At 61.2% G+C, this 25,828-nt stretch carries 25 protein-coding genes; 19 read left to right on the top strand and 6 right to left on the bottom strand.

What is annotated here, in order from left to right; genetic code table 11:
• Positions 1 to 33: 33 nt before the first annotated feature.
• The 13 genes from rpsT to SynMINOS11_RS09790 all read left to right on the top strand — a co-directional run bounded on the left by rpsT (position 34) and on the right by SynMINOS11_RS09790 (position 17,003).
• Entirely contained in the window at positions 34 to 342 is a 309-nt protein-coding gene (gene rpsT / locus SynMINOS11_RS09850) for a 30S ribosomal protein S20 (RefSeq protein ID WP_186548242.1), read from the top strand.
• Between the two features lie 40 nt (positions 343 to 382).
• Positions 383 to 1,213, top strand: a complete 831-nt coding sequence (locus SynMINOS11_RS09845; protein ID WP_186548240.1) for a TatD family hydrolase — start codon at positions 383 to 385, stop codon at positions 1,211 to 1,213.
• A gap of 206 nt (positions 1,214 to 1,419) precedes the next feature.
• Positions 1,420 to 4,710 carry a DNA-directed RNA polymerase subunit beta gene (gene rpoB / locus SynMINOS11_RS09840; protein ID WP_186548239.1) on the top strand — a complete coding sequence of 1,097 codons (3,291 nt, stop codon included), beginning with the start codon at positions 1,420 to 1,422 and terminating at the stop codon, positions 4,708 to 4,710.
• Between the two features lie 59 nt (positions 4,711 to 4,769).
• Positions 4,770 to 6,674 (top strand): DNA-directed RNA polymerase subunit gamma, encoded by a 1,905-nt coding sequence (locus SynMINOS11_RS09835; protein ID WP_011936372.1) that lies wholly within the window; start codon positions 4,770 to 4,772, stop codon positions 6,672 to 6,674.
• Positions 6,675 to 6,730: 56 nt separating this feature from the next.
• On the top strand, positions 6,731 to 10,837 hold the full coding sequence (locus SynMINOS11_RS09830; protein ID WP_186548237.1) for a DNA-directed RNA polymerase subunit beta': 4,107 nt from the start codon (positions 6,731 to 6,733) through the stop codon (positions 10,835 to 10,837).
• Between the two features lie 5 nt (positions 10,838 to 10,842).
• The gene (locus SynMINOS11_RS09825) at positions 10,843 to 11,034 is read left to right on the top strand and encodes a chlorophyll a/b-binding protein (RefSeq protein WP_011936370.1); all 192 of its coding nucleotides are present in this window, start codon (positions 10,843 to 10,845) and stop codon (positions 11,032 to 11,034) included.
• Entirely contained in the window at positions 11,025 to 12,065 is a 1,041-nt protein-coding gene (gene rlmN, locus SynMINOS11_RS09820; protein WP_186548235.1) for a 23S rRNA (adenine(2503)-C(2))-methyltransferase RlmN, read from the top strand. Before SynMINOS11_RS09825 ends, rlmN begins: the two co-directional genes overlap by 10 nt.
• Entirely contained in the window at positions 12,065 to 13,840 is a 1,776-nt protein-coding gene (locus SynMINOS11_RS09815) for a sodium:solute symporter family protein (protein WP_186548233.1), read from the top strand. Before rlmN ends, SynMINOS11_RS09815 begins: the two co-directional genes overlap by 1 nt.
• A gap of 144 nt (positions 13,841 to 13,984) precedes the next feature.
• Positions 13,985 to 14,761 (top strand): HEAT repeat domain-containing protein, encoded by a 777-nt coding sequence (locus SynMINOS11_RS09810; RefSeq protein WP_186548231.1) that lies wholly within the window; start codon positions 13,985 to 13,987, stop codon positions 14,759 to 14,761.
• Positions 14,762 to 14,817: 56 nt separating this feature from the next.
• A complete protein-coding gene (locus SynMINOS11_RS09805; RefSeq protein WP_011936365.1) occupies positions 14,818 to 15,039 on the top strand; it encodes a DUF2997 domain-containing protein in 222 nt (73 codons plus the stop codon).
• A complete protein-coding gene (locus tag SynMINOS11_RS09800) occupies positions 15,011 to 15,403 on the top strand; it encodes a DUF1257 domain-containing protein (protein WP_011936364.1) in 393 nt (130 codons plus the stop codon). Before SynMINOS11_RS09805 ends, SynMINOS11_RS09800 begins: the two co-directional genes overlap by 29 nt.
• Positions 15,400 to 15,795: a ferredoxin gene (locus tag SynMINOS11_RS09795; protein ID WP_186548229.1), complete on the top strand. Its 396-nt coding sequence runs from the start codon at positions 15,400 to 15,402 to the stop codon at positions 15,793 to 15,795. Before SynMINOS11_RS09800 ends, SynMINOS11_RS09795 begins: the two co-directional genes overlap by 4 nt.
• On the top strand, positions 15,792 to 17,003 hold the full coding sequence (locus SynMINOS11_RS09790) for an aldo/keto reductase (RefSeq protein WP_186548228.1): 1,212 nt from the start codon (positions 15,792 to 15,794) through the stop codon (positions 17,001 to 17,003). Before SynMINOS11_RS09795 ends, SynMINOS11_RS09790 begins: the two co-directional genes overlap by 4 nt.
• Before the next feature lies 1 nt (position 17,004).
• Here SynMINOS11_RS09790 and rsmG read toward each other — a convergent pair whose 3' ends face one another.
• Positions 17,005 to 17,718: a 16S rRNA (guanine(527)-N(7))-methyltransferase RsmG gene (rsmG, locus tag SynMINOS11_RS09785; RefSeq protein ID WP_011936361.1), complete on the bottom strand. Its 714-nt coding sequence runs from the start codon at positions 17,716 to 17,718 to the stop codon at positions 17,005 to 17,007.
• Positions 17,719 to 17,770: 52 nt separating this feature from the next.
• Here rsmG and SynMINOS11_RS09780 point away from each other — a divergent pair, with 52 nt between their 5' ends.
• Positions 17,771 to 18,199, top strand: a complete 429-nt coding sequence (locus tag SynMINOS11_RS09780) for a J domain-containing protein (protein ID WP_186548226.1) — start codon at positions 17,771 to 17,773, stop codon at positions 18,197 to 18,199.
• An 8-nt stretch (positions 18,200 to 18,207) separates the two neighbouring features.
• Here SynMINOS11_RS09780 and SynMINOS11_RS09775 read toward each other — a convergent pair whose 3' ends face one another.
• The 3 genes from SynMINOS11_RS09775 to SynMINOS11_RS09765 form a co-directional block, all read right to left on the bottom strand.
• Complete coding sequence (locus tag SynMINOS11_RS09775; protein ID WP_186548224.1) at positions 18,208 to 18,471, bottom strand: hypothetical protein; 264 nt, start codon at positions 18,469 to 18,471, stop codon at positions 18,208 to 18,210.
• Positions 18,468 to 18,683, bottom strand: a complete 216-nt coding sequence (locus tag SynMINOS11_RS09770; RefSeq protein ID WP_043737260.1) for a hypothetical protein — start codon at positions 18,681 to 18,683, stop codon at positions 18,468 to 18,470. Before SynMINOS11_RS09770 ends, SynMINOS11_RS09775 begins: the two co-directional genes overlap by 4 nt.
• A gap of 171 nt (positions 18,684 to 18,854) precedes the next feature.
• A complete protein-coding gene (locus SynMINOS11_RS09765; protein ID WP_186548222.1) occupies positions 18,855 to 19,034 on the bottom strand; it encodes a hypothetical protein in 180 nt (59 codons plus the stop codon).
• Between the two features lie 5 nt (positions 19,035 to 19,039).
• On the opposite strand from SynMINOS11_RS09765, the gene SynMINOS11_RS09760 reads away from it, so the two are divergent.
• On the top strand, positions 19,040 to 19,303 hold the full coding sequence (locus SynMINOS11_RS09760) for a DUF3143 domain-containing protein (protein WP_186548220.1): 264 nt from the start codon (positions 19,040 to 19,042) through the stop codon (positions 19,301 to 19,303).
• Here the strand turns inward: SynMINOS11_RS09760 and bioA are convergent.
• Together bioA and SynMINOS11_RS09750 are read right to left on the bottom strand one after the other, a co-directional pair.
• On the bottom strand, positions 19,300 to 20,589 hold the full coding sequence (gene bioA / locus SynMINOS11_RS09755; RefSeq protein ID WP_186548218.1) for an adenosylmethionine--8-amino-7-oxononanoate transaminase: 1,290 nt from the start codon (positions 20,587 to 20,589) through the stop codon (positions 19,300 to 19,302). The two genes, SynMINOS11_RS09760 and bioA, sit on opposite strands and share 4 nt — an antisense overlap.
• Positions 20,582 to 22,000, bottom strand: coding sequence for a class II fumarate hydratase (locus SynMINOS11_RS09750; protein WP_011936355.1), 1,419 nt, complete (start codon positions 21,998 to 22,000; stop codon positions 20,582 to 20,584). Before SynMINOS11_RS09750 ends, bioA begins: the two co-directional genes overlap by 8 nt.
• Positions 22,001 to 22,076: 76 nt before the next feature.
• Between SynMINOS11_RS09750 and SynMINOS11_RS09745 the strand changes: the two genes are divergently transcribed.
• Genes SynMINOS11_RS09745 through SynMINOS11_RS09730 form a run of 4 tightly spaced genes read left to right on the top strand, consistent with a single transcriptional unit; the run spans position 22,077 to position 25,826 of the window.
• Positions 22,077 to 22,580 (top strand): DUF2231 domain-containing protein, encoded by a 504-nt coding sequence (locus SynMINOS11_RS09745; protein ID WP_011936354.1) that lies wholly within the window; start codon positions 22,077 to 22,079, stop codon positions 22,578 to 22,580.
• Positions 22,577 to 23,197, top strand: a complete 621-nt coding sequence (locus tag SynMINOS11_RS09740) for a DUF2231 domain-containing protein (RefSeq protein WP_186548216.1) — start codon at positions 22,577 to 22,579, stop codon at positions 23,195 to 23,197. The genes SynMINOS11_RS09745 and SynMINOS11_RS09740 overlap by 4 nt, the downstream gene beginning before the upstream one ends.
• Positions 23,194 to 24,132, top strand: a complete 939-nt coding sequence (locus SynMINOS11_RS09735) for a cytochrome c oxidase subunit II (RefSeq protein ID WP_186548214.1) — start codon at positions 23,194 to 23,196, stop codon at positions 24,130 to 24,132. Before SynMINOS11_RS09740 ends, SynMINOS11_RS09735 begins: the two co-directional genes overlap by 4 nt.
• A 5-nt stretch (positions 24,133 to 24,137) precedes the next feature.
• Positions 24,138 to 25,826 carry a cytochrome c oxidase subunit I gene (locus SynMINOS11_RS09730; protein WP_186548212.1) on the top strand — a complete coding sequence of 563 codons (1,689 nt, stop codon included), beginning with the start codon at positions 24,138 to 24,140 and terminating at the stop codon, positions 25,824 to 25,826.
• The last annotated feature ends 2 nt before the right edge of the window (positions 25,827 to 25,828 follow it).

Raw genomic sequence — 25,828 nt, 5'->3', positions numbered from 1 at the left:
CTTTGTTTGTCGATCTGCGGCCCCGAAACTTCTGTGGCGAATAACAAGTCTGCTCGTAAGCGCATCGAGATTGCTGAGCGCAACCGCCTGCACAACCGCAGCTATGTCTCGGCGCTTCGCACCTTGATGAAGCGCTGCTTCACCGCCTGCGAAAGCTACGGCAGTGAGCCCGGCGAGCCGGCCAAGAAAGCCGTCAAGGAGAGCCTGAACGCTGCTTTCAGCAAGATTGATAAGGCTGTCAAGGTCGGCGCACTGCATCGCAATGCCGGTGCTCACCAGAAGTCACGCTTGAGCGCTGCTGTCAAAAAGGCCATTGATCCGGCTCCTGCGGCCAAGGCCTGATTTCATCGGTCAAACTGGCAGCTGAACCCGCCCAGATCCGGTGAGTGCTGCCCCACCTCTGATCGATAGCCACTGCCACATCGTTTTTCGGCAGTTCGACGACGATCTTGATGTGATCGCAGCCCGCTGGCGCGAAGCGGGCGTTCAATCGTTATTGCATGCCTGCGTCGAGCCTTCAGAGATCCCTGGGATCCGGGCGCTGGCTGATCGCTTCCCTGAATTGCGTTATGGGGTGGGGGTTCACCCTCTCGATACTGAGCATTGGCAAGCCGACACCCCTGAGGTGCTGCGTGAAGCGGCGGGTGCTGATTCTCGCGTGGTGGCGATTGGTGAACTCGGCTTGGACCTGTTTCGAGCGACCAACCTCGATGAGCAGTTGGCCATGCTGGTGCCCCAGCTTGATTTGGCTGAGGAGTTAGGGCTGCCAGTGATTATTCATTGCCGCGATGCGGCTGAGCCAATGCTGGCCCTGCTTGAGCAGCGCCGAGCTGCTGGCCACAGCATTCAAGGGGTGATGCATTGCTGGGGCGGCACCCCGGCTGAGATGCACGCGTTTTTGGCCTATGGCCTCTACATCAGCTTCAGCGGCACGGTGACCTTCCCGAAGGCCACCGAAACCCATCAGTGCGCCCAACAGGTGCCTGAGGACCGGTATTTGGTGGAAACCGATTGCCCCTTCCTCTCGCCAGTGCCCAGGCGGGGCAAGCGCAATGAGCCTGCGATGGTGCGTCATGTGGCCGAGCGGGTGGCCGAGTTAAGGGGGCAGAGCTTGGAGCAGGTGGCACGCCGCAGCAGCGCCAATGCCAGCAAACTGTTCGCGCTCCCATACCAGCCTCAACCGGAGCCTGCCAACATCGGTCAAGAAGGTTGACAGAAGTTGGACCTGGCTGGGTAAGATCGAACATTGCCCTGCCGTAGCTGGCAGGTCAGTGTTGCTGGCGTTTCTCTTGATCTCTCGCCTCTGATTAAGCCTTCACGGGGCCGCTTCTCAGCTTGCTGGGGGCGGCCGTTGGTGTGGTCAGGCAGAGAATGATGGTGCCGTCAGCAGCTTCTTCCTCAATCCGTTCAGGTCTCCGAATGAGCAGCGCGATTCAGGTCGCCAAGACCGCTACCTACCTCCCTGATCTTGTGGAGGTGCAGCGGGGGAGCTTCAAGTGGTTTCTGGAGAAAGGGCTAATCGAAGAGCTGGAGAGCTTTTCGCCGATTACCGATTACACCGGCAAGCTTGAGCTTCACTTTGTCGGCAGTGAATACCGCCTGAAGCGTCCTCGCCACGATGTGGAAGAGGCCAAGCGCCGGGACGCCACCTTCGCGTCGCAGATGTATGTCACCTGCCGCCTGGTCAACAAAGAGACTGGCGAAATCAAAGAGCAGGAGGTCTTCATCGGCGAGCTGCCGCTGATGACCGAGCGGGGCACGTTCATCATCAACGGCGCTGAGCGCGTGATCGTCAACCAGATCGTGCGCAGCCCCGGTGTCTACTTCAAAGATGAGCAGGACAAAAACGGTCGCCGCACCTACAACGCCAGCCTGATCCCCAACCGTGGTGCCTGGCTGAAGTTTGAGACCGATAAAAACGACCTGCTGCATGTGCGGGTTGATAAAACCCGCAAGATCAACGCCCACGTGATGATGCGGGCCATCGGCTTGTCGGACAACGATGTCCTCGACAAGCTGCGCCACCCGGAGTACTACAAGAAGTCCATTGATGCGGCCAACGAGGAGGGAATCTCCTCAGAGGACCAGGCCCTGCTGGAGCTCTACAAAAAGCTGCGTCCTGGTGAGCCCCCCTCCGTCAGTGGCGGCCAGCAACTGCTGCACAGCCGTTTCTTTGATCCCAAGCGGTACGACCTCGGACGGGTCGGTCGCTACAAGATGAACAAGAAGCTGCGCCTCACCATTCCCGATGCGGTGCGCACGCTGACCCCCGAGGACGTTCTCTCCACCCTCGATTACCTGATCAACCTGGAGCTCGATGTCGGTGGGGCTTGCCTCGATGACATCGACCACCTGGGTAACCGCCGCGTTCGCTCGGTTGGTGAACTGCTGCAAAACCAGGTGCGGGTTGGCTTGAACCGACTGGAGCGGATCATCAAAGAGCGGATGACCGTCGGTGAAACCGATTCCCTGACGCCGGCCCAGTTGGTCAACCCGAAGCCCTTGGTGGCCGCCATCAAGGAGTTCTTTGGCTCCAGCCAGCTGAGCCAGTTCATGGACCAGACGAACCCCCTGGCTGAGCTCACCCACAAGCGCCGCATCAGTGCCCTTGGCCCTGGTGGCCTCACCCGTGAGCGGGCTGGCTTCGCGGTGCGGGATATCCACCCGTCCCACTACGGCCGCATTTGCCCGATCGAAACTCCTGAAGGCCCCAATGCTGGCCTGATTGGTTCGCTGGCGACCCACGCTCGGGTGAATGAGTACGGCTTCATCGAAACCCCGTTCTGGAAGGTCACCGATGGCGTGGTCGATAAGAGCGGTGATCCGATCTATCTCTCCGCTGATCTGGAAGACGAATGTCGCGTTGCCCCCGGTGATGTGGCCACCGATGCCGATGGGCGCATCACAGCCGAGCTGATCCCCGTTCGCTACCGCCTTGATTTCGAGACGGTTCCGCCGAACCAGGTCGACTACGTGCAGCTCTCACCGGTGCAGGTGATCTCTGTGGCGGCGTCCTTGATTCCCTTCTTGGAGCACGACGACGCCAACCGCGCCCTGATGGGCTCCAACATGCAGCGTCAGGCGGTTCCCCTGCTGCGTCCGGAGCGTCCCCTGGTGGGCACCGGCTTGGAAACCCAGGTGGCTCGCGACTCCGGCATGGTGCCGATCACGCGGGTCAATGGCGAAGTGGTGTTTGTGGATTCCACCCAGATCATCGTTCGCGATGACCAGGGCGTGGATCACTACCACCTGCTGCAGAAATACCAGCGCTCCAACCAGGACACCTGCTTGAACCAGCGCCCGATCGTCCAGCAAGGCGACCAGGTGATCGCCGGTCAGGTGTTGGCCAATGGTTCGGCCTGTGAAGGGGGCGAAATTGCCTTGGGTCAGAACTGCCTGATCGCCTACATGCCCTGGGAGGGCTACAACTACGAGGACGCCATCCTGGTGAGTGAGCGCCTGGTGCGCGACGACCTCTACACCTCGGTGCACATCGAGAAGTACGAGATCGAGGCCCGTCAAACCAAGTTGGGCCCTGAGGAGATCACCCGGGAGATCCCCAACGTTGCCGAGGAAAGCCTGGGCAACCTCGATGAGATGGGCATCATTCGCATCGGTGCTTTCGTCGAAAGCGGCGACATCTTGGTGGGCAAGGTGACCCCCAAAGGCGAATCCGATCAGCCGCCAGAAGAGAAGCTGCTGCGGGCGATCTTTGGTGAGAAGGCCCGGGATGTGCGCGACAACTCCCTGCGCGTTCCCAACACCGAACGCGGCCGCGTTGTTGACGTGCGGATCTATACCCGCGAACAGGGCGACGAGCTGCCGCCGGGCGCCAACATGGTTGTGCGGGTCTATGTGGCTCAGCGCCGCAAGATCCAGGTCGGCGACAAGATGGCCGGCCGCCATGGCAACAAGGGCATCATTAGCCGCATCCTTCCGTTGGAGGACATGCCCTACCTGCCCGATGGCACGCCGATCGACATCGTGCTCAACCCCCTGGGTGTGCCGAGCCGGATGAATGTCGGACAGGTCTTTGAGTGCCTGATGGGCTGGGCCGCCGACAACCTTGATTCCCGCTTCAAGATCGTCCCGTTCGACGAGATGCACGGAGCTGAAAAGTCTCGTGAAACCGTTGAGGGCTACCTCAAAGAAGCGGCGAAGCAGCCAGGGCGTGAGTGGGTCTACGACCCCGAGAACCCCGGCAAGATCCAATTGATCGATGGCCGCAGCGGCGAGCCGTTTGATCAGCCGGTCACCGTTGGACGGGCCTACATCCTCAAGCTGGTGCACCTGGTGGACGACAAGATCCACGCCCGCTCCACTGGCCCCTACTCCCTGGTCACCCAGCAGCCCCTTGGTGGTAAAGCCCAGCAAGGTGGTCAGCGTCTTGGTGAGATGGAGGTTTGGGCTCTCGAGGCCTATGGCGCCGCCTACACGTTGCAGGAGTTGCTCACCGTCAAATCCGACGATATGCAGGGCCGCAACGAGGCGCTCAACGCCATCGTCAAGGGCAAGCCAATCCCCCGTCCGGGCACCCCAGAGTCCTTCAAGGTGTTGATGCGAGAGCTCCAGTCCTTGGGCCTCGATATCGCTGTCTACACAGACGAAGGAGCCGAAGTGGATCTGATGCAGGACGTCAATCCCCGCCGCAGCACCCCCAGCCGCCCCACCTACGAATCCCTCGGCGTCGCCGATTACGACGAGGACTGAGCTCTAGGGCGGCCCAGCCCGCCATCTGACGACCATCCGCGACCCATCGATCTCAGGCCATGACCAACAGCAACACCCGTACCGAGAGCCACTTCGATTACGTCAAGATCAAGCTGGCCTCCCCCGAGCGCATCAGGGAGTGGGGTCAACGCACCCTGCCCAATGGGCAAGTGGTGGGTGAGGTGACCAAGCCTGAGACGATCAACTACCGCACGCTCAAGCCCGAGATGGACGGGCTGTTCTGCGAAAAGATCTTTGGTCCCTCCAAGGACTGGGAATGCCACTGCGGCAAGTACAAGCGGGTGCGTCACCGCGGCATCGTTTGCGAGCGCTGTGGCGTTGAGGTCACCGAAAGCCGGGTGCGCCGTCACCGCATGGGCTTCATCAAGCTCGCTGCGCCGGTGTCCCACGTCTGGTATCTCAAGGGCATTCCCAGCTATGTGGCCATCCTGCTCGACATGCCCCTGCGCGATGTCGAGCAGATCGTCTACTTCAACTGCTATGTGGTGCTTGATCCAGGCGACCACAAGACCCTGAAGTACAAGCAGCTCCTCACCGAAGATGAGTGGCTGGAGATCGAAGACGAGATCTACGCGGAAGATTCAGAAATTGAGACCGAGCCTGAGGTGGGCATCGGTGCAGAAGCGCTGAAGGCTCTGCTGGAAGATCTCGAGCTCACTGAAATTGCTGAGCAGCTCCGCGAAGACATCAGCGGCAGCAAGGGTCAAAAACGGGCCAAGTTGATCAAGCGCCTGCGCGTGATCGACAACTTCATCGCCACCGATGCCCGCCCTGAGTGGATGGTGCTCGATGCCATTCCGGTGATTCCCCCCGATCTGCGCCCGATGGTGCAGCTCGATGGCGGTCGCTTTGCCACCAGTGACCTCAATGACCTCTACCGCCGGGTCATCAACCGCAACAACCGCTTGGCCAGGCTTCAGGAAATCCTGGCTCCTGAAATCATCGTCCGCAACGAGAAGCGGATGCTGCAGGAAGCTGTTGATGCCCTGATCGACAACGGCCGTCGCGGGCGCACCGTGGTGGGTGCAAACAACCGTCCGCTGAAGTCACTCAGCGACATCATCGAAGGCAAGCAGGGTCGCTTCCGTCAGAACCTGCTCGGCAAGCGTGTTGATTACTCCGGCCGTTCGGTGATCGTGGTTGGACCGAAGCTGAAGATGCATCAGTGCGGTCTGCCCAAGGAGATGGCGATCGAGCTGTTCCAGCCGTTCGTGATCCACCGCTTGATCCGCCAAAACATCGTCAACAACATCAAGGCGGCCAAGAAGCTGATCCAACGCGCCGACGATGAAGTGATGCAGGTGCTGCAGGAGGTGATCGATGGTCACCCGATCCTGCTCAACCGTGCTCCCACCCTGCACCGTCTTGGCATCCAGGCCTTTGAGCCGAAGCTTGTTGATGGCCGCGCCATCCAGCTGCACCCCCTGGTCTGCCCAGCTTTCAACGCTGACTTCGACGGTGACCAGATGGCTGTCCACGTGCCCCTGGCCCTGGAAGCGCAAACCGAGGCCCGCATGTTGATGCTGGCCAGCAACAACATCCTCTCGCCGGCCACCGGCCAGCCGATCATCACGCCATCCCAGGACATGGTTCTTGGCGCCTACTACCTGACGGCAACGCGCCAAGAACGCAGCAAGCCTGAGTTTGGAGATCGTTCCCGCACTTACGCCAACCTCGAAGACGTCTGCCACGCCTTCGAGGAGAAGCGCATCACCCTGCATGACTGGGTGTGGGTGCGCTTCAACGGTGCCGTTGACGATGACGACGAGGCCAAAGAGCCCATCAAGAGCGAAACCCTCAGCGATGGCACCCGCGTGGAGCAGTGGCAGTACCGCCGCGATCGTCTCGACGAGGACGGAGCGCTGATTAGCCGTTATGTGCTCACCACCACCGGCCGTGTGGTGATGAACCGCACCATCATCGACGCGGTGGTCACCAGGTGACGCTCTTCTGATCGTTCTCTCTTTCTGTTCTCTGCCCTTCCAACCTGTCCCCGGTCATGACCAGCTCCTCCAAGCCCGCCCGGAAGACCTCCAAATCCAAGTCGAAAGCCAGCAAAGCTGCTGAAGCCCCTGCGGCACCCAGCAACGAGCTGTCTCGTGAGGCGCCCACCTTCCAGAACAAGGTGATCGACAAAAAGGCTCTGCGCTCGCTGGTGGCTTGGTCCTACAAGCACCACGGCACCGCGGCCACCTCAGCTCTTGCTGACGATCTCAAGGATCTGGGCTTCCGTTTCGCGACCCAGGCCGCCGTGTCGATTTCGGTTGACGATCTTCGCGTTCCTGGCGACAAAAGCACCCTGCTCCAGGAGGCCGAAGATCAGATCACGGCGACCGAGGAGCGCTACAGGCTTGGTGAAATCACCGAGGTGGAACGTCACACCAAGGTGATCGACACCTGGACTGAGACCAATGAGCGTTTGGTTCAGTCCGTTCGCCGCAACTTCGACGAGAACGATCCACTCAACTCGGTGTGGATGATGGCTAACTCCGGCGCCCGGGGAAATATGTCCCAGGTGCGTCAGCTGGTTGGCATGCGCGGTCTGATGGCCAACCCGCAAGGGGAGATCATCGACCTCCCAATTCGTACCAATTTCCGCGAAGGCCTCACGGTCACCGAGTACGTCATTTCCTCCTACGGCGCTCGTAAGGGCTTGGTGGATACCGCGCTTCGCACCGCGGACTCGGGCTACCTCACCCGCCGCTTGGTCGACGTCGCTCAAGACGTCATCGTCCGTGAAGACGACTGCGGCACCACCCGCAGCATCAAGGTCGCCGCGGATGACAACGGCAAGTACAAATCCCGCCTGGTCGGTCGCCTGCTGGCTGAAGACGTCGTCGACGGCGCTGGGGAAGTGATCGCCACCCGCAACACTGAGGTGGACCCTCCGCTGAGTGCGCGCATTGAGGCGGCTGGCATTGCCCAGGTGCAGGTGCGCTCTCCGCTCACCTGTGAGGCGGCCCGCTCGGTTTGCCGCAAGTGCTACGGCTGGGCTCTGGCTCACAACGAACTGGTGGACCTGGGTGAAGCCGTGGGCATCATCGCGGCCCAGTCCATCGGTGAGCCCGGTACGCAGCTGACCATGCGCACCTTCCACACCGGTGGTGTGTCGACCGCTGAAACGGGTGTGGTTCGTTCGGTGGTGGAAGGCAGCGTTGAATTCAGTGCCAAGGCCAAGGTTCGTCCCCACCGCACCCCGCACGGCGTCGAAGCGCAGCTGGCTGAGACCGACTTCTCTCTGACCGTGAAGCCCAGCGGCAAGGGCAAGACTCAGAAGCTGGATGTCACTGCCGGTTCAATCCTGTTCGTCAATGCCGGTGGCAGTGTCCCCAACGACACGATCCTGGCTCAGATTTCCAGTGGTTCAGCGGTCAAGAAGAGCGTCGAAAAAGCCACCAAGGATGTGGTCTGCGACCTGGCTGGTCAGGTTCGTTATGAGGATGTCATTCAGCCCAAGGAGGTGCCCGACCGCCAGGGCAACATCACTCTCAAGGCCCAGCGTCTCGGCCGTCTGTGGGTGTTCAGCGGCGACGTTTACAACCTGCCGCCCAACGCCATGCCGGTGGTCCAAGGTGGCGCCAATGTCAAAACCGGTGAGGTGCTGGCGGAAAGCCGTCAGGTTTCCGAATTCGGTGGTGCCGTGCGCCTGCGCGAATCCCAGGGTGATTCTCGCGAAGTTGAGATCGTCACCAGCAGCCTCACGCTGAAAGATTGCAAGCTGGTCGCCACCACGACCCACAGCGGTCAGATCTGGCACCTCGAGAGCAAGGACAACACCCGCTATCGCCTCAACACCGAGCCCGGCACCAAAATCGCCAATGGCGAGGTGATCGCTGAGCTGGCTGATGACCGCTTCCGCACCCAGACCGGTGGTTTGGTCAAATTTGCTCCTGGCCTGGCCATCAAAAAGGCTCGCAGTGCCAAGAACGGTTTTGAAGTCAGCAAAGGCGGCACCCTGCTCTGGATTCCGCAAGAAACCCACGAGATCAACAAGGACATCTCCCTGTTGATGATCGAGGACGGTCAGTGGATCGAGGCCGGCACTGAGGTCGTCAAGGACATCTTCAGCCAGACCGCCGGCATCGTCACGGTCACCCAGAAGAACGACATTCTTCGCGAAATCATCGTGCGCTCAGGGCAGTTGCACCTGGTCTCTGACAGCAAGGTGCTGGCTCGCTACACCGATGGTGGCGGCAAGATGGTCAACCCCGGCGAAGAGATCGCTCCTGGCCTCAAGGCTGAGGCCATGCACATGGTCGAAGCCGTCGATACCCCGGAAGGTGGGGCGCTGCTGCTTCGCCCTGTTGAGGAGTACGCCATTCCCAACGAGGCCCACATGCCGGAGCTCGGCTCCGTGAAGCAGGCCAATGGCCCATCGATGGGGCTCAAAGCTGTTCAGCGTCTTGCTTTCAAAGACGGCGAATTGGTGAAGTCCGTCGAGGGTGTGGAACTGCTGCGCACCCAGCTGCTGCTGGAAACCTTCGACACCACTCCCCAGATGACGGTGGATGTGGAATCAGCGCAAGACAAGCGCGCCAAGACCATCCAGCGTCTGCAGCTCACCATCCTGGAAACCCATCTGGTGCGGCGCGACACCCTCTCCGATGCCAGCCATGGCTCCACCCACACCGAGGTGAAGGTGGCCGATGGAGACAACATCAAGCGCGGCGATGTGGTCGCCACCGTTCAGATCCTCTGCAAGGACGACGGTGTGGCTCAATTGCCAGATCGCAAGGACGACGAACCGATTCGCCGTTTGATCGTTGAGCGCCCCAGCGACACCATCACCGTTGACCTCGGTGGCAGCAAGCTCAGCCTCAAGGCTGGCCAGCGTGTTGTGGAAGGCGATGACCTTGGTGGCGGTCTCACCTGCCCCCATAGCGGTCAGGTGGAAGAGGTCAAAGGCAGCAGCCTCACCCTGCGGGTTGGACGTCCTTACATGGTCTCCCCCGACTCGATCCTGCACGTCCGCGATGGCGATTTGGTGCTCCGCGGAGACACCCTGGCCCAGTTGGTGTTTGAGCGGGCCAAGACCGGTGACATCGTTCAGGGTCTGCCCCGTATTGAGGAACTGCTCGAGGCCCGTCGTCCCCGTGAGTCCGCTGTGCTCTGCCGTAAGGCCGGCACCATCAAGGTTGAGCAGCCCGAAGGCGAGGACAACCCCACCGTGTCGGTGAACGAAGGCGAAGAGCTGCACACCGAGTACCCGATCCTGCTGGGCCGCACCGTGATGGTCAGCGATGGCCAAGAGGTCAAAGCGGGCGACCTGCTCACCGATGGTCCGATCAACCCCCACGAACTGTTGGAGGTGATCTTCGAAGACCTGCGCGGTCCCCTGCCAACGATGGATGCGGCCAACCAGGCGATCGGACGCTTGCAGACCGCTTTGGTCCAAGAGGTGCAGAACGTCTACAAGTCCCAGGGCGTGACCATTGATGACAAGCACATCGAAGTGATCGTGCGGCAGATGACCAGCAAAGTGCGGATTGAAGATGCCGGCGACACCACCCTTCTCCCCGGTGAGCTGATTGAGCTGCGCCAGGTGGATCAGGTGAACCAGGCCATGGCGATCACCGGTGGGGCTCCGGCTGAATTCACACCGGTTCTGCTGGGTATCACCAAGGCCTCTCTGAACACCGACAGCTTCATCTCGGCGGCCTCCTTCCAGGAGACCACCCGTGTGCTGACGGAAGCCGCGATTGAGGGCAAGAGCGATTGGCTGCGCGGTCTCAAGGAGAACGTGATCATTGGTCGTCTCATCCCGGCCGGCACTGGCTTCAGTGGCTTTGATGAGCAGCTCAAGGCGGAGGCCTTGCCCCATCCCGACATCCTTGGCGAGGAAAACGCCGGCTACCGCCGCGCCACCAACCTGCGCCCGGATTACACCGTGGAGATGCCGCTGCCTCAGTCGAATACTGCGGTGTTGGATGATCCATCCGATACCGAGTTGGAGGCCACCCGCAGCCGCCACGGCATTGAGGATCGCACTAACCTCGCAGCCTTTGCTCGCCCTGCGGCGGGTGAGGAACTCGCCGAAGAGCATGTCCCTGATCCCGGTGCCCTTGAGGGCCTCCAGGAAGAAGGCCTGCCCAGCCAAGACAGCTGATCTTCATGGTTGCCGCTTCCCCTGTGCCCGCCGCCTCGACGCCGCTCAAGCCACGCTTGGTGCCCCAGCGGCGTCTGCCGCGCTTTGGGTTCCATACCCATTGCGAACGTCTCAATGGCCGGATGGCCATGCTCGGCTTCTTTGCCCTGCTGGCCGCTGAGCATTGGCTGGGCCACGGCCTGCTGGTTTGGCCCTAAAGGCACTGCTGGGCCTGAGTCAGGCTCAGCTAGAAACCTGGGCTAAAGATCAAGGGTTGCCGCCGTTTCGCGGCCGGCAATTGCACGATTGGCTCTATGCCAAAGGCGCCCGCCACTGGCACGACATCACGGTGCTGCCCGCTGCCCTGCGTCAGCAGGAGCCACTGCCCTTGGGGCGTTCCAACGAGCTTGAGCGCCACCTCGCCCAAGACGGCACCCTCAAACTGCTGCTGGCCACAGATGACGGCCTCTCCCTGGAGACCGTTGGGATCCCTACGCGGGATCGGCTCACGGTCTGCGTCAGCAGTCAGGTGGGCTGCCCCATGGCCTGCCGCTTCTGTGCCACAGGCAAAGAAGGTCTGCAGCGCTCGCTTGAGCCCCATGAAATCGTCGACCAAGTGCTCACCGTGCGCGAGGTGATGCAGCGCCGCCCGTCCCATGTGGTGTTTATGGGGATGGGTGAGCCGCTGCTTAATTCAGACCATGTCTTGACGGCGATTGACTGCCTCAGCCGTGATCTGGGTATGGCGATGCGTCAGATCACCGTCAGCACTGTTGGTGTGCCCAACACACTGCCCAGGCTGGCCGAGCTGGCGCTTGAGCGCCTGGGCCGGGCCCAGTTCACCTTGGCGGTGAGCTTGCATGCGCCCGATCAAGCGTTGCGGGAAGAGCTGATCCCCACGGCACGGGCCTACCCCTATGAGCAACTGCTGGAGGATTGCCGCCACTACGTCGCCATCAGTGGCCGGCGCGTGAGTTTTGAATACATCTTGCTGGGCAACCTCAATGACAGCCCGCGTCAGGCCCAAGCTCTGGCGGAGCAGGTCAGAGGTTTCCAGAGCCACGTGAATCTGATTCCCTACAACCCCATTGCTGAAGAGGAGTTTCAGCGCCCTGAGCCAGCGCGCGTCGATGCCTTTGCGGCCGCATTGAAGCAGCGGGGTGTGGCTGTCAGCGTGCGTGCCAGCCGCGGTTTGGATCAAAACGCCGCCTGTGGCCAGTTGCGCCGCCAGCGTAAGGGAGGCCGCTAATGGCCCCCATTGATTGGATCTTGCTGGCGGCTTATCTGCTGTTCACCTTGGTACTGGGCCTGTGGTTGGCGCGGCGTAACCGCAGTGAAGACGACTACTTCGTTGCTGGCCGCAGCCTCAATGGCTGGTTGGCTGGGGCCTCCATGGCGGCCACCACCTTCTCGATCGATACGCCCCTCTACGTGGCAGGTCTGGTGGGCAGTCGCGGTTTGGTGGGCAACTGGGAGTGGTGGAGTTTTGGCCTGGCCCATGTCGCCATGGCGGTGGTGTTCGCACCCCTCTGGCGCCGCAGCGGGGTGCTCACCGATGCGGCCTTCACAGAGTTGCGTTACGGCGGTCCAGCGGCGGCTTGGCTGCGGGGAATCAAGGCCTTTTTGCTGGCCTTGCCTGTGAATTGCATCGGTATTGGCTACGCCTTTTTGGCGATGCGCAAGGTGGTGGAAGCCTTGGGGATCGTTCGTGGTGAGCCGGCCTTCGCTGGCCTCAGCGACACGGTCTGGCTGCTGGTGGTGGTGGCCGCCCTGGTGCTCGTTTACACAGTGGCCGGCGGCCTTTGGGCTGTGGTGGTTACCGATGGTTTGCAGTTGCTGTTGGCCCTCGGTGGTGCCTTGGCGGTGGCGGTCGTCGCGCTGCAGGCCGTTGGTGGCATGGATCAACTGCTGGAGAAGCTGGCTGCCATGGATCGCCCTGAACTGTTGTCGCTCTTCCCTTGGGAGTGGGGCAGTGAGGGGCCCAGCTGGATTGAGGGCAGTGGCATCAGCATCAGCATGTTCAGCGCTTATCTGGCGCTGCAGTGGTGGAGTTTCCGCCGCAGCGATGGGGGCGGTGAATTCATTCAGCGCATGCTGGCCACCAAGGATGAGCGCCAAGCGCAGGTGGCGGGTTGGGTGTTTTTGGTGGTGAATTACCTGGTCCGCAGTTGGCTCTGGGTGGTGGTGGCCCTAGCGGCCTTGGTGCTACTGCCGGCCCAGCAGGACCTGGAGCTCGGCTATCCGGCGCTGGCGGTCTCGTTGTTGCCGCCCGTTGCTCTGGGCCTGGTGGTGGTGTCGTTGGTGGCTGCCTTCATGAGCACGGTCAGCACCGCGGTCAACTGGGGAGCCAGCTATTTGACCCACGACCTGTATCAGCGCTTTTGCCGGCCTCAAGCGGGGCAAAAGGAATTGCTGCTGGTGGGCCAGCTCACCTCGGTGCTGCTGTTGTTGCTTGGTGTGGTCACGGCCTTGATCAGCGACAGCATCGGCACCGTCTTCCGTTTGGTCATTGCCATTGGCACAGGTCCTGGCGTGGTGCTGGTGCTGCGCTGGTTCTGGTGGCGCGTCAATGCGCCGGCGGAGCTGGCCGCCATGCTCAGCGGCTTTTTGGTGGGTTTTTCCACCTCCGTGGTGCCCGTGCTGCGCATCGATGACTACGGCATCCGCTTGATGGTGACCACCGGACTCTCGGCACTCATTTGGCTGGGTGTGCTGGTGGCCACCCCACCGGAATCTCCGGAGGTGCTGGAACGTTTTGTTTTGCAGGTCAACCCGCCGGGCCCGGGCTGGAGCCGCTGGCGCCAACGGCTTGGCGTGGAGCCCTTCGAGGGCTTGGATCGTTTGCTGCGCCGCTTTGTGCTCAGCACCGGCCTGCTCTTTGGTGGATTGCTGGCCACCGGAGGCTTTTTGCTGCATCAACAGCGAGCAGGCTGGATCTGTTTGGCGATTGCGGCCCTCTGTCTGCAGCCCTTACGGCGTGACTGGCGACAGTCGGTAGCCGCGGTTGGGCCCCACAATGGTTGAACGCTTGTTTTCGTTGTGTCTTTTTTCCGTTCCAAGCTGCTACCGGCCGCCATCTTGTTGGTGTTCTCTCTTGCCTTGTTTGCTGTGAGTGCGCGCATCTGGCTACCCGGAGACATGGCCGCTCCAGCTCCCATTGGTTAAGCCATGGCCCAGAGCAACGATCTGCCATTTGATCTGTCTCTTCTCGAGGGGGAACTGCAGCAGGAGGACGCTCCTGATCCCCTTGATCTGATTGATGATTGCGATCAGAGCGAGGCCGTCCCGGAAGCGCTGTTGCAAGACGCCTTGCGTCAGCTGCAGGGCAACCAAGAGGAGCAGCTTCAGGGGCTCAAGGTGTTTTGTGAGCATCGCGATCCCCGCAGCCAGCCTTTGCTGAGGCCCCTGCTCGGCAGCAGTTGCCCCATCCTGCGGATGAGTGCGGTCTATGCCCTGGGCCGCAACCCTGATCCCCAGGCGTTGCCTCAGCTTCAGCAGCTGTTTCGGCTCGATAGCAACTGCTTTGTGCGCAAGGCCTTGGCCTGGACTTTGGGGAACTATCCCGAGGCTGAGGTGGTGCCGGATCTGCTCAATGCCCTGCGCCTCGATAACGCGGCGGTGCGTCTTTGGGCCGCTGGCTCGTTGGCTGATGCCGCTTTGGCTCAGCCCCAGCAACTCGACACCGTGACCCGTGAGTTGCTGCTGACTCTTCAAGTGGATGGTCAGGCGGAAGTGCGCAGCAATTGCGCTTGGGGACTGGGCCGATTGCACTCGGTGTTGGCACCTGAAGCCCAAGCGGAGCTGGTGCATGGCTTGCTGCAGACCCTGCTCAACGACAACGATTTCGGCGTCCGCCAAGATGCCCGCTCAGCCCTGGAGCAACTGGGGGATGGTGACGTCTTGGCCAAGTTGCAGGCTTTGGTGGAAGACGGCCTCATCGCCTGAATTCCGCTGAGATCTCAAGAATTTGGCTAACATCGGGCCTCCTCGGTTGCTTCTCAGTGCCCCTGCAAAGCATTCGCTTCCGCATTCGGCCCGACGGTCGTGTAGAGGAGATGGTTGAAGGGGTTCAAGGCGCCGGTTGCCAGGAGCTCACCAGCTCCATTGAGCAGCGTTTGGGACATGTCAGCTCACGCGAGCTGACGGCTGAGCATTTCCAGGCCAGCGCCAATACCTCCGTAGAGCAGAACAACCATGTCTCACTTCAGCACGGTCAAAACTGAACTCCGCGATCGGGAATCCCTGCTGGCCGCACTGCGTGATCTGGGTCAAGAGCCCAGTTCCGGTGAGCAGCCTGTGCGTGGTTATCGCGGTCAGACGGTGACAGCAGATCTTTGCTGTCCGCAAAGCGAGGGTGGTGATATCGGTTTCCGCTGGAACAGCGCTGAGCAGCGCTACGAATTGGTCACTGACCTCGATCTCTGGAAGCAGAGCGTTCCCGTTGAGCGCTTCTTGGCCCAGCTGACCCAGCGTTATGCGCTGCAGTCCATCCTGCGCAGCAGCGCCGAAGAGGGTTATCAAGTGGCTGAACAGCGCCAACAGGCTGACGGCAGCATCGAGTTGGTGGTGACCCGCTGGCAGGGGTGAGCGGCCTCGATCCTTCACTGGCTTTTCGCGCAGTCCCTGCCCCAGCGGCAGAGGCTGCTTCCAATGGCATGGAGCCTTTGCTCGGGGGTGCCCTCGGTGAGAAAGCGGTGTGGGTGGATGAAGTCGTCTGCATTGGTTGCCGCTACTGCGCCCATGTGGCGTGCAACACCTTCGTGGTGGAGCCGAACTACGGACGCTCCCGCGTGATTCGCCAAGACGGGGACAGCACTGAGCGCATCCAAGAGGCGATTGATACCTGCCCAGTGGATTGCATTCATTGGGTTGGATTTGAAGATCTCGAGGGTTTACGCCGCCAGAGGGAAGGCCAAGACCTCCTGCCCCTGGGCTTGCCCAGTGCCGTTCGGCCCAAACGTACCCTGCCCAGGCCATGATTCCCACCCGCCGTTTCGGCCGCACTGAGCTGCCGATGCCGGTGCTCAGCCTTGGCGGCATGCGCTTTCAGCAGAGCTGGAGCGATTTGGCAGCGGATGCAATTGAGGCCGAGAGCCAGCGCAATGTGGAGGCCACCTTGGCGGCCGCGGTGGCCGCTGGTTTTCACCATGTGGAAACCGCTCGCTACTACGGAACATCCGAGCTGCAGCTAGGTCCGGCGTTGGCCCGCCATCCCGATCCCGAGCGCATCCTGCAAACCAAGATTCCGCCGCGCGATGATCCAGCCGCCTTTGAAGCCGAGTTGGAGCGCAGCTTCGCTCTGTTGGGAGTTGAGCGGGTTGATTTGCTGGCTGTTCATGGCCTGAACCTGCCCGAACACCTTGAGCAGACCTTGCGGCCAGGGGGCTGCATGGAGGTGCTGCGCCGCTGGCAGGCCGACGGGGCCATTGGCCATGTGGGCTTCTCCAGCCATGGCCCCCTGGAGCTCTTGCTGGAAGCCATCGCTAGCGATGCCTTCGATTACATCAACCTGCATTGGTATTACATCCGTCAGGACAACGGCCCTGCCCTCACGGCTGCGCGGGAGCGGGACATGGGGGTGTTCCTGATTAGTCCCACCGATAAGGGCGGCCATTTGCACAGCCCTTCGGCGCGGTTACTGGAGCTTTGCGAGCCACTTCACCCGATCGTGTTCAACGATCTGTTTTGCCTCAGCGATCCCCGGGTGCACACCATCAGCGTTGGTGCCGCTCGCCCCAGCGATCTTGATCGGCATCTGCAGGCCCTGGAGCTCTTGGAGCAGGCACCGGAGTTAGTGAGCCCCATCGCGCAGCGTCTGCAGCAGGGGCTCAGCGAGCGCCTTGGCGAGGCCTGGCTGCAGAGCTGGCAGGAAGGGTTGCCCAGCTGGAACGACACACCAGGCGACATCAACCTGCCGGTGCTGCTGTGGCTGCACACCCTGTTGCAGGGATGGGATCTCGAGAGCTTTGCCCAGGCCCGGTATGGCTTGCTGGGCAATGGCAGCCATTGGTTCCCAGGCCGCAATGCCAACCGCTTTGAGGCAGGTCCCAGCGAGCCGGCCGCCGTGAGCGAAGCGCAATTGTTGGAGGTGCTTAGCGCCAGCCCGTGGCAGCAGCAGATTCCCGGAATTCTGCGGCAAATGAAGGCGCGCTTGGGTCAAAAAACCGTCAAGCGCCTGGGCCCCTAGCTCAAGCCAACGGCAGCTTGGCGGGCACCCCAACAGCCCGGGGGTACTGCTTTGGGCAAACCCCTTGAGGCCGCAGCGGGATCACATGGCGCAGGCCCCGCTCTGCGGGCAGCTCTTGAACTTGGATCGTTTCGGTGCTGCTGTTCAGCTGGGCAGCAGCCCGTTGCAATTGGCGTTGATCCTCATCGCTCCACTGGCCCCGGTACAGCAGGGCGGTGCCATCAGCGCTCAGCAGCGGCACCAAGTATTCGGCGACAACCGGGGCCGCAGCGACAGCGCGGGCGACGGCCAGTTGGAATTGGCGGCGGCAGTGGGGGTCTCGCCCTGTCTTCTCTGCCCGTTCACAGCGCAGTTGCACTCGCTCAGTGAGGCCCAAAGCATCGGCCATGGCTTGCACAGCTTGCACTTTGCGGCCCACCGAATCCACCAGGGTGAGCTGCGCTTGCGGCAGGGCAATGGCGATCGCCAGTCCTGGGAAGCCGCCACCGGTGCCCACATCGATCACCTTGAGCGGCTCGCCCTTGCTCAGCCAGGGCTGCAGCGGCCAGAGGCTGTCAAAAATCTGGCTAATCCAATAGTCCTCTCCCTCCACCAATCGGGTGAGGTTGACCTTGCCGTTCCACTCGCGCAGCAGCTCTTGCAGCCGGTTGAACTGCTGCAGCTGATCGCTGGAGGGCTGCCAGGTCAGTTGGTCCCAGGGTGCGGTTGAACTCAGTGCAGACGGCGCAACATCACTAGGATCGCAAGCCGCGTCTGCAGCCGCAGCTTTGGCCCCTGCTCCCGCCAGCCTCTATGCCCTGTTGGAGGTTCCCCAGGAGGCCAGCAATGAACAGGTGCGCCAAGCCTTTCGCAATCTCAGTAAGCGCTTTCATCCCGACACCACCGAACTGCCGCCTGACTTGGCTTCCGCCCGGTTTCAGGCTCTACAAGAGGCCATGGTGGTGTTGGGAGACCCGCAGAAACGGCGTCTGTATGACGCCAGCCTCAAGGCCGCCGAGCTCAATCAGCAGCGCTTGGCGCAACGCTTCACCTGGCGCCCCAACACCGATCCACCACCGCGGCGCGATCTCTCTGGCGGCGAATGGTTCGCCCTGGTGCTGCTGGCTCTGGCTTTGGGCTTCAGCTTGGTGCTCGGGGTTGGTTTGGCCTGGTGGCGTGGTGTGGATTTGCTGCAAGAGGCCCCGCCACTGCTCTAGGGAGGGCTTCAGGCTTGCCAGTCGCTGTCGAGATACTTCTGCTTGAACGCCAACTGCTCAGAGACGTCTTCAAAATCAGCTGGCGGCTGCACCACGGGCGGGTGTTTCGCTATGAGCAATTCAGCATCAATGTGCGCCAGAGGGGGTTTGCCGTTGCGCTCTCTTTCCTGGTTGAAAATCCTGAGGTGGTGAGCAAATTGCGTCACCACGTAACAGCTCACCAGCCCATTCATGAAGTCAATGAACTCCTGATGGGCGTCGGCATCGTTCATGGCTGCTGTTCTTCTAGTTGCGTTGCTTTGTTGTGAACGTCGATCTGCTGTGTCGCCGGTGGTTTGAGGCTGTCGGTCGCCAAGACATAGGTCACGCCGATGGCGAGAAGTCCCAGCACAAAACCGAAAACCCTGGCGCCACCACCGGGTTTGCTCTGACGAAAGATGTCCCTTTCGTGTCCTGCTCGGCGGCGCTTGTTGATCACGACCATCTCAAGTGGACCAAATCCAGCATTAAGAGCCTGGCGCCGCTGTGTTGTTGCTTACGAATTGCCCTGTTTCCCAGTGCTTGGCTTGACAGGGCTTGTGGTTTTTCTTTGATGGCTCACTAGGGAATGGAGAAGCCAACCATGGGTCCCGAGATCACCACGCAGCCGGATGGCTCACTGCGCGTTTGTTTGACTGAAAGCGGCATCACGGCCTGCTGTTATGTCTCCAGCACGCATCTGGTCGACAGTCATTTGCAGCAACTGCGCGAGTCCATCTTCAAGCAAGCGCTTCGCGCTTACGAGCAGCCCTGTTAAAGGCAGCCCTGCGTCGTCCAGACTGAGACGATCACGCATGGACAATGCCGCTTCCTAGCGCTGAGACCCCGCTGTACAACCATCCGTTGCCGGCCTTGGAGGAATGGCTGCGCAGCAGTGGTTTTGTCCGCAGTGACGAGGATGTGTGTGTGTGGAGCTTGGAGCGGCCGCAGTGGACAGCCCAGCTCGTGCTGCAAAGCGATGGCCTGGTCATCAGCTGGAGCCAGCAGGGCAGCAGCACCGAGCGGGCGTTCTCCTATGGCTTGAGCCGCGCTGATCTGGAAGCCGCCATCCTGGCTGGGCCCTAAAGCGGTAGGGAATCCAGCACTGCCTGCAAGCTGGCGTAGCACTGCGCCAATTCCCCGTCGTTGATGCCGAGCGGTGGCATCAGGTAGACGACCGATCCCAGGGGGCGAATGAACAGCCCTTGTTCCAGGGCCAGTCGCTGCACCTCCAGACCAATCGGTTGGAGGTAGCCGCTGTCCCCTGGCAGCTCAAAGGCAGCAATTCCTCCGAGCAATCGTGGTTTGGTCACCAGCCGGTGCTCGGCCAAGTGTTCCAGGTGCGGCCGATGCCGCGCTTCGATGCTTGTGTAGCGCTGGGGTTCCCGCTCCAGCAGCTCGAGGCTGGCCACGGCCGCGGCACAGCCCAAGGGGTTGGCGGTGAAGCTATGGCCATGGAAAAACGTGCGGTCCGGCTCAGGGCCCACAAAGCTTTGATAAAGCGCCTCACTGGCCAGGGTCACGCCCATCGGCAGAAATCCTGCCGTGAGTCCTTTGGAGAGGGAGACGATGTCGGGTGCAATGCCAGCGCGATGGCAGGCAAACAGGCTGCCGCTGCGGCCAAAGCCCGTGAGCACCTCATCGGCAATCACCAGGGCACCCGCCGCGTGGGCCCGTTGCTCGACGGCTTGCAGGAACGTCTCACGCACCATCGCCATGCCACCGGCTCCCTGCAGCAGGGGCTCAAAGATCACTGCAGCAGTGGGGGTTTGCAGCAGCTCATCCAGCCGTTGCAGGGCCTGGGCTTCCTTTTGCTCAATCTCCCCATCTCCCCACCAGGTGGCGGGCCAAGGGGCTCGGGCCACCGCAAACAGCAAGGGTTCAAACGGGGCGCTGAATAGGCCCCGCTCCCCGAGCGCCATGGCTCCAAAGGTGTCGCCGTGATACGCCCCGTCAAAGGCGATCACCTGCTGCCGCTCAGGTGCTTCCCGTTGGCAGTGCTGCCATGCCATCTTCAAGGCCACTTCCACCGCGGTGGAGCCGTTGTCGGAGAAAAACATCCGATCCAGCCCATCCCATTTGCCGCACAACCGCGTTGCCAGGGTGCTGGCCGGACCATGGCGGAAGTTGGCAAAGATCACCTGCTCGAGCTCTTTGGCTTGATGGCCAATGGCCTCAGCAATGCAGGGCTCCCCATGGCCATGCAGGGTGACCCACCAGCTGCTGATGCCATCGATCAAGCGGCGGCCGTCATCGAGCTCTAGCCACACCCCTTGGCCGCGGCGCACCGGAATCGGAGCAGGGCCTCGCCCTGGCTGGGTAAAGGGATGCCAGAGGTGGGGATGCCAGCCGCTGGTTGTCATCTCAGTCATGGGGCTTGGCCATCCATCCAGGGTTCACGGCTGCATCAAAGGCGTCGGCTTCGATGGCATTCAGCACCAGTGCCGCTTCCCGCAGGCTCAGCCCTTCACTGTGGGCATGCAGAGCAATTTTGGCGGCCATGTCGTAGCCGATCACGGGTGCCAGGGCCGTCACCAGCATCAGCGATTGGTCGCGGAAGTGCCCCACCTTGGAATGGTCCAGGTCCATGCCGCGCACCAGGTGCTCCTCCAGGCTGCGGCAGCTGTCGGTGAGCATTTCGCCGCTGCGCAGCAGATTGAGTCCGAGCAGGGGTTTGTAGACATTCATCTGCAGGTGCCCGGCGCTGCCGCCAATCGCCACCGCTTGATCCATGCCCATCACTTGGGTCGTGGCCATCGCCACGGCCTCGCATTGGGTTGGATTGACCTTGCCGGGCATGATCGAGCTGCCTGGTTCGTTGGCGGGTAACTGCAGCTCCCCGAGCCCTGCCCTGGGACCGCAGGCCAACAGGCGAATGTCGTTGACGATCTTGTGCAGCGCTCCAGCCAGGAGCCTCAGCCGGGCCATTTGCTGCACCAACGCGTCATGGCTTCCCATCAGCGCGAAGCGGTTGCCATCACTGCGCCACTCCACGCCTTCACAGCTGCTGAGCTGCTCACACACGGCTTGCGGATAGCCCTTGGGGGCCCCAATGCCGGTGCCCACAGCTGTTCCGCCAAGGGGAATAGAGCGCAATTCCAGCAGTCCTTGCTCTAGCCGCTCGCCAGCACTGCGCAGTTGGGCGGCCCAGCCACCAACCTCTTGCCCCACCGTCAGGGGAACGGCGTCTTGGAGGTGGGTGCGGCCAATTTTGACGACACCGTCCCAGGCGGCAGCTTTGCTCTCTAGTGCCTCCACCAATTGATGCAGGGCCGGCAGCAGCGCTTGCCGTTGCTGCCGCTCAGCAGCCAAATGGATGGCACAGGGGAACACATCGTTGGTGCTCTGGCTGCGGTTGACGTGGTCATTGGGATGCACCACGTCCCTGGAGCCGCGAGCTTGGCCGGCCAGTTCGCAGGCCCGATTGGCAATCACCTCATTGACGTTCATGTTCGTTTGGGTGCCGCTGCCGCTTTGCCAGCAGGACAGCGGAAATTCCCCATCCAGCTTTCCCCCTTCCACCTCGCGGGCTGCCTCGCTGATCCATTGGCAGCGCTGTTCATCCAGCACGCCGAGCTGATGGTTGGTGTGGGCGGCCATGCGCTTGAGGCAAGCGATCGCATGGATTAACTCCAGCGGAATTGGGTCGTTGCCGATTTGAAAGCGATGCCGGGCCCGTTCGGTTTGAGCTCCCCAGTAACGGTCGGCGGGGACGCGCACATCGCCAAGGCTGTCGTGCTCGAGCCGCCAGGTTTGACCGGTGTGGCTGTGCTGATCCGACATAAAGCAAAAACGTGCCCTGACGAGTTCTTAATCGTTCACCCTTACCACTGACTCATGTGCGCCTTGGGGTCCGGCGATGCTCGAGCACTTGCTCCCGCCGCTGAACGACAAAAATTTGCCCTGGATGGATGTGCTCCATCCCATCGTTGTTCACTTCGTGATCGCGATGGCGCTGATCACGGTGGTTTTTGATCTGATCGGCGTGATCACACGCAAGCCCAACCTCTTTGAGGTGAGCTTCTGGAACCTCTTGGTGGCAACGGTTGCCATCTTCGTGGCGATCATTTTCGGCCAGGTGGAGGCGGGTCTGGCCAGCCCCTACAGCGGCGCCCGCGACATCCTCAACTACCACAGCACCATTGGCTGGTCGTTGGCTGGTGTGCTCAGCCTGCTCACCGCCTGGCGCTATGTGGTGCGTCAAAAAGATCCAGCGGTCTTGCCCAAGGGCTTTTTGGTGATTGATGGGGTTTTGGCGGCCTTGGTCTTCACCCAGGTGTACCTCGGCGACAAGTTGGTCTGGGTCTATGGCTTGCACACGGTGCCGGTGGTGGAAGCCATCCGTGAGGGGGTGATCTCATGAGCCTTCTGGCCACGATTGTCTCCCCCATCAACGACATCGTTGATTCCCTGGGGCCCAACGACCTCCCCTATGCGATTCCGGTGCATCCCAATTTGGTGCACCTGACCATCGGACTGTTCTCGATCGGAATCGCGTTTGATTTCGCCGGGGCCTTCTACCCCTTGGAAAAACGGGTGTTTCGCTTGCTGGCTCTGCCGGTGACCCGCGTCGGTTTCCACGATGTGGGCTGGTACAACGTGCTGGCCTGCAGCATCGTCACCTTCTTCACGGTGGCCGCCGGCTTCTACGAAATGCTGCTGGCCGTGCCCTTGCCCGGGGTCACCAGCGTTTTGGGGCAAAACGCCATCGACACCATGCTCTGGCATGCCGTTGGCGGTGTGGCCCTGCTGCTGCTCATCGTCGCGATAACGATCTGGCGCGGCTTTCAGCGCTTCATCTGGCGCAAAGACCTTGGGCGTCAGGTCAGCTGGCTGTACCTGGCCTGCGGGGCCTTCATCCTTGTGGTGATGGGCGTGCACGGCAGCCTCGGCGCCTGGCTGGCCAGTGAATTTGGTGTGCACATCACTGCCGATCAGTTGCTGGCGGCCGGTGCCAATGTTCAGGAGGTGTTGCCATGACCCCTACAACGCCGATCAAGAAAGGCCCCAACCTCGGCGCCATCGTGATCATCACCCTGGCTGTTGGCGCCAACCTCGCGCTGAGTTGGCTGATGGCCCAGTGGTCCTACGGCTGGTTCCCGCCGCAGGCGTCCACGGCTGCCCCCTATGTCGACAATCTTTTCGCCCTGGAAACCGGCATCGGCACGTTTGTGTTTTTGGGATGCACCGGTGTGATGGCCTGGAGCCTGTTGTTTGACCGGGCAGATAAGTACGACGAGAGCTATGGCGCTCCGATCGAAGGCAACACCCGCCTGGAGATCACCTGGACCTTGATCCCCACGGTGGTGGTGTTTGCCATCGCCTTCTATTCGATGCAGGTCAACGACAAGCTCGATGCCCTGGGGCCGAAACACAAATACGCCATTGGCACGGATCCCCTGGTGGGTGCGGTGGAAGACCCCCGCGCCACCGTTGGGCCGATCGATGTCATTTCGCGGCAGTGGAGCTGGGAGTTTGTGTATCCCAATGGGGTGCGCAGCTCAGAGCTGCACTTGCCCATTAATCAGCGGGTGAACTTTCGCCTGATCAGTGAAGACGTCAACCACAGCTTTTATGTCCCGGCCTTCCGCCTCAAGCAGGACATCGTTCCGGGCAGCGTCATCTCTTTCAGTGTGACGCCGACCAAAGAAGGCCGTTTCCGTCTGCGTGATGCCCACTTCAGCGGGGCCTACTACTCCCAGAACCAAACCGATGTTCTGGTGCAGTCCCAGGCGATCTACGACGACTGGCTGAAGACAACAGCCAAACAACCCCTCCAACCCGGATTGAGCCCTGGCAATGAGCTCTATGCCAAGCGTTTGGCAACGGGGGATCGGGGCTGGGCCACTGTGCCACCCGCGCCACCCCCAATGGTCAATGACCCCGGCGATGCCTCCATCCCCCACGACGCCTGAGCACCATGACCAGCACCAACTTCGATCCCCGCATCCTCAAGGCGCCCCACCCCGTTCCGGGGGCGCCCGATAACTGGAAGCGCTTTTTCAGCATCAACACCGATGCCAAGGTGATTGGCATTCAATACATCGCCACTTCGCTGTTGTTCCTCTTGGTGGGAGGACTGCTGGCGATGATTGTCCGCGGCGAGTTGATCACACCAGAGGCGGATTTGGTGGATCCCACCGTTTACAACGGCCTCTACACGATGCATGGAACAGTGATGCTGTTCCTGTTTTTGTTCCCGGTCCTCAACGGCCTGAACAATCTGCTGATTCCCACCATGATCGGCGCGCCCGACATGGCGTTCCCCAAGTTGAACGCGGCGGCGTTCTGGCTGGTGCCGGTGTTTGCCGTGTTGCTGATGGCCAGCTTTTTTGTTCCTGGCGGACCTGCCCAAGCCGGTTGGTGGTCCTATCCACCGGTGAGCATTCAGAACCCTCTGGGGCATTTCTTCAATGGTCAGCAGCTCTGGCTGTTGGCTGTGGCCTTGTCGGGGATTTCATCGATCTTTGGTGCCATCAATTTCGTCACCACGATCATCCGCATGCGTGCCCCTGGCATGGGCTTTTTCAAGATGCCGCTTTACTGCTGGACGGCGTGGGGCGCGCAAACCATTCAGCTGATTGGCCTTCCTGCGCTCACCGGTGGCGCGATCATGCTGCTGTTTGATCTGAGCTTTGGCACCAGCTTTTTCAAGCCAGAAGGTGGTGGTGACCCGGTGCTCTATCAACACTTCTTTTGGTTCTATTCGCACCCGGCTGTTTACGTGATGGTGCTGCCGGTGTTTGGCATTTTCTCTGAGGTCTTCACCTGCTATTCCCGCAAGCCATTGTTTGGCTACAAATTCGTGGCGTTGGCTTCCTTCGGGATTGTGTTTCTGTCCTTGATCGTGTGGGCCCACCACATGTTTTACACGGGCACACCGAACTGGATGCGCATCCTATTCATGTTCACCACGATGACGATTGCGGTGCCTACCGGCGTCAAGGTGTTCGCCTGGGTGGCCACATTGTGGCGAGGCAAGTTACGGCTCACCACGCCCATGCTGTTTTGTCTTGGCGGCTTGGTGAACTTCATTTTTGCTGGCATTACTGGCGTGATGCTCGGCACCGTGCCGATTGATATCCATGTGGGCAACACCTACTTCGTGGTGGCCCACTTCCACTACGTGATCTTCAACGCGATTGTGCTGGGTGTGTTTGCGGCTGTTTATCACTGGTTCCCCAAGTTCACCGGCCACATGTATTACGAAGGCTTGGGCAAGCTGCACTTTGCGCTCACCTTCATTGGCTGCACCCTGAACTGGTTACCGCTGCATTGGGCTGGCCTGCTGGGAATGCCGCGGCGGGTGGCCTCCTACGACCCTGAATTCGCGATCTGGAATGTGATCGCCAGTGTTGGTGCCTTCCTGTTGGGTGTGGCCGCGATCCCCTTCATCCTCAACATGGTGAGCTCCTGGGCCCGTGGTCCAAAGGCGCCGCCCAATCCGTGGGGTGCCATTGGCCTGGAATGGCTTCTGCCCTCTCCGCCACCGGCTGAGAACTTTGAAGACGACGTTCCCACAGTGCTCAATAACCCCTATGGCTATGGCCTTGATCAGCCCCAGGTGGCCGATGAGGCCTTCTATGTCCGCCGCGCTCAGGAGGCCTGATT

Source organism: Synechococcus sp. Minos11 (genome assembly GCF_014279855.1).
Taxonomy (GTDB): domain Bacteria; phylum Cyanobacteriota; class Cyanobacteriia; order PCC-6307; family Cyanobiaceae; genus RCC307.
Note: the sequence above shows the minus strand (reverse complement) of the source record. Positions and strands in the feature narration are given on the sequence as shown.

Coding starts and splice junctions, on each gene's coding strand:
- rpoB (WP_186548239.1), top strand. CDS start 1,420: ATGAGCAGCGCGATTCAGGTCGCCAAGACCGCTACCTACCTCCCTGAT.
- SynMINOS11_RS09835 (WP_011936372.1), top strand. CDS start 4,770: ATGACCAACAGCAACACCCGTACCGAGAGCCACTTCGATTACGTCAAG.
- SynMINOS11_RS09830 (WP_186548237.1), top strand. CDS start 6,731: ATGACCAGCTCCTCCAAGCCCGCCCGGAAGACCTCCAAATCCAAGTCG.
- SynMINOS11_RS09825 (WP_011936370.1), top strand. CDS start 10,843: ATGGTTGCCGCTTCCCCTGTGCCCGCCGCCTCGACGCCGCTCAAGCCA.
- SynMINOS11_RS09815 (WP_186548233.1), top strand. CDS start 12,065: ATGGCCCCCATTGATTGGATCTTGCTGGCGGCTTATCTGCTGTTCACC.
- SynMINOS11_RS09810 (WP_186548231.1), top strand. CDS start 13,985: ATGGCCCAGAGCAACGATCTGCCATTTGATCTGTCTCTTCTCGAGGGG.
- SynMINOS11_RS09800 (WP_011936364.1), top strand. CDS start 15,011: ATGTCTCACTTCAGCACGGTCAAAACTGAACTCCGCGATCGGGAATCC.
- SynMINOS11_RS09790 (WP_186548228.1), top strand. CDS start 15,792: ATGATTCCCACCCGCCGTTTCGGCCGCACTGAGCTGCCGATGCCGGTG.
- SynMINOS11_RS09775 (WP_186548224.1), bottom strand. CDS start 18,471: ATGAACGATGCCGACGCCCATCAGGAGTTCATTGACTTCATGAATGGG.
- SynMINOS11_RS09770 (WP_043737260.1), bottom strand. CDS start 18,683: ATGGTCGTGATCAACAAGCGCCGCCGAGCAGGACACGAAAGGGACATC.
- SynMINOS11_RS09765 (WP_186548222.1), bottom strand. CDS start 19,034: ATGCGTGATCGTCTCAGTCTGGACGACGCAGGGCTGCCTTTAACAGGG.
- SynMINOS11_RS09760 (WP_186548220.1), top strand. CDS start 19,040: ATGCCGCTTCCTAGCGCTGAGACCCCGCTGTACAACCATCCGTTGCCG.
- bioA (WP_186548218.1), bottom strand. CDS start 20,589: ATGACTGAGATGACAACCAGCGGCTGGCATCCCCACCTCTGGCATCCC.
- SynMINOS11_RS09750 (WP_011936355.1), bottom strand. CDS start 22,000: ATGTCGGATCAGCACAGCCACACCGGTCAAACCTGGCGGCTCGAGCAC.
- SynMINOS11_RS09745 (WP_011936354.1), top strand. CDS start 22,077: ATGCTCGAGCACTTGCTCCCGCCGCTGAACGACAAAAATTTGCCCTGG.
- SynMINOS11_RS09740 (WP_186548216.1), top strand. CDS start 22,577: ATGAGCCTTCTGGCCACGATTGTCTCCCCCATCAACGACATCGTTGAT.
- SynMINOS11_RS09735 (WP_186548214.1), top strand. CDS start 23,194: ATGACCCCTACAACGCCGATCAAGAAAGGCCCCAACCTCGGCGCCATC.
- SynMINOS11_RS09730 (WP_186548212.1), top strand. CDS start 24,138: ATGACCAGCACCAACTTCGATCCCCGCATCCTCAAGGCGCCCCACCCC.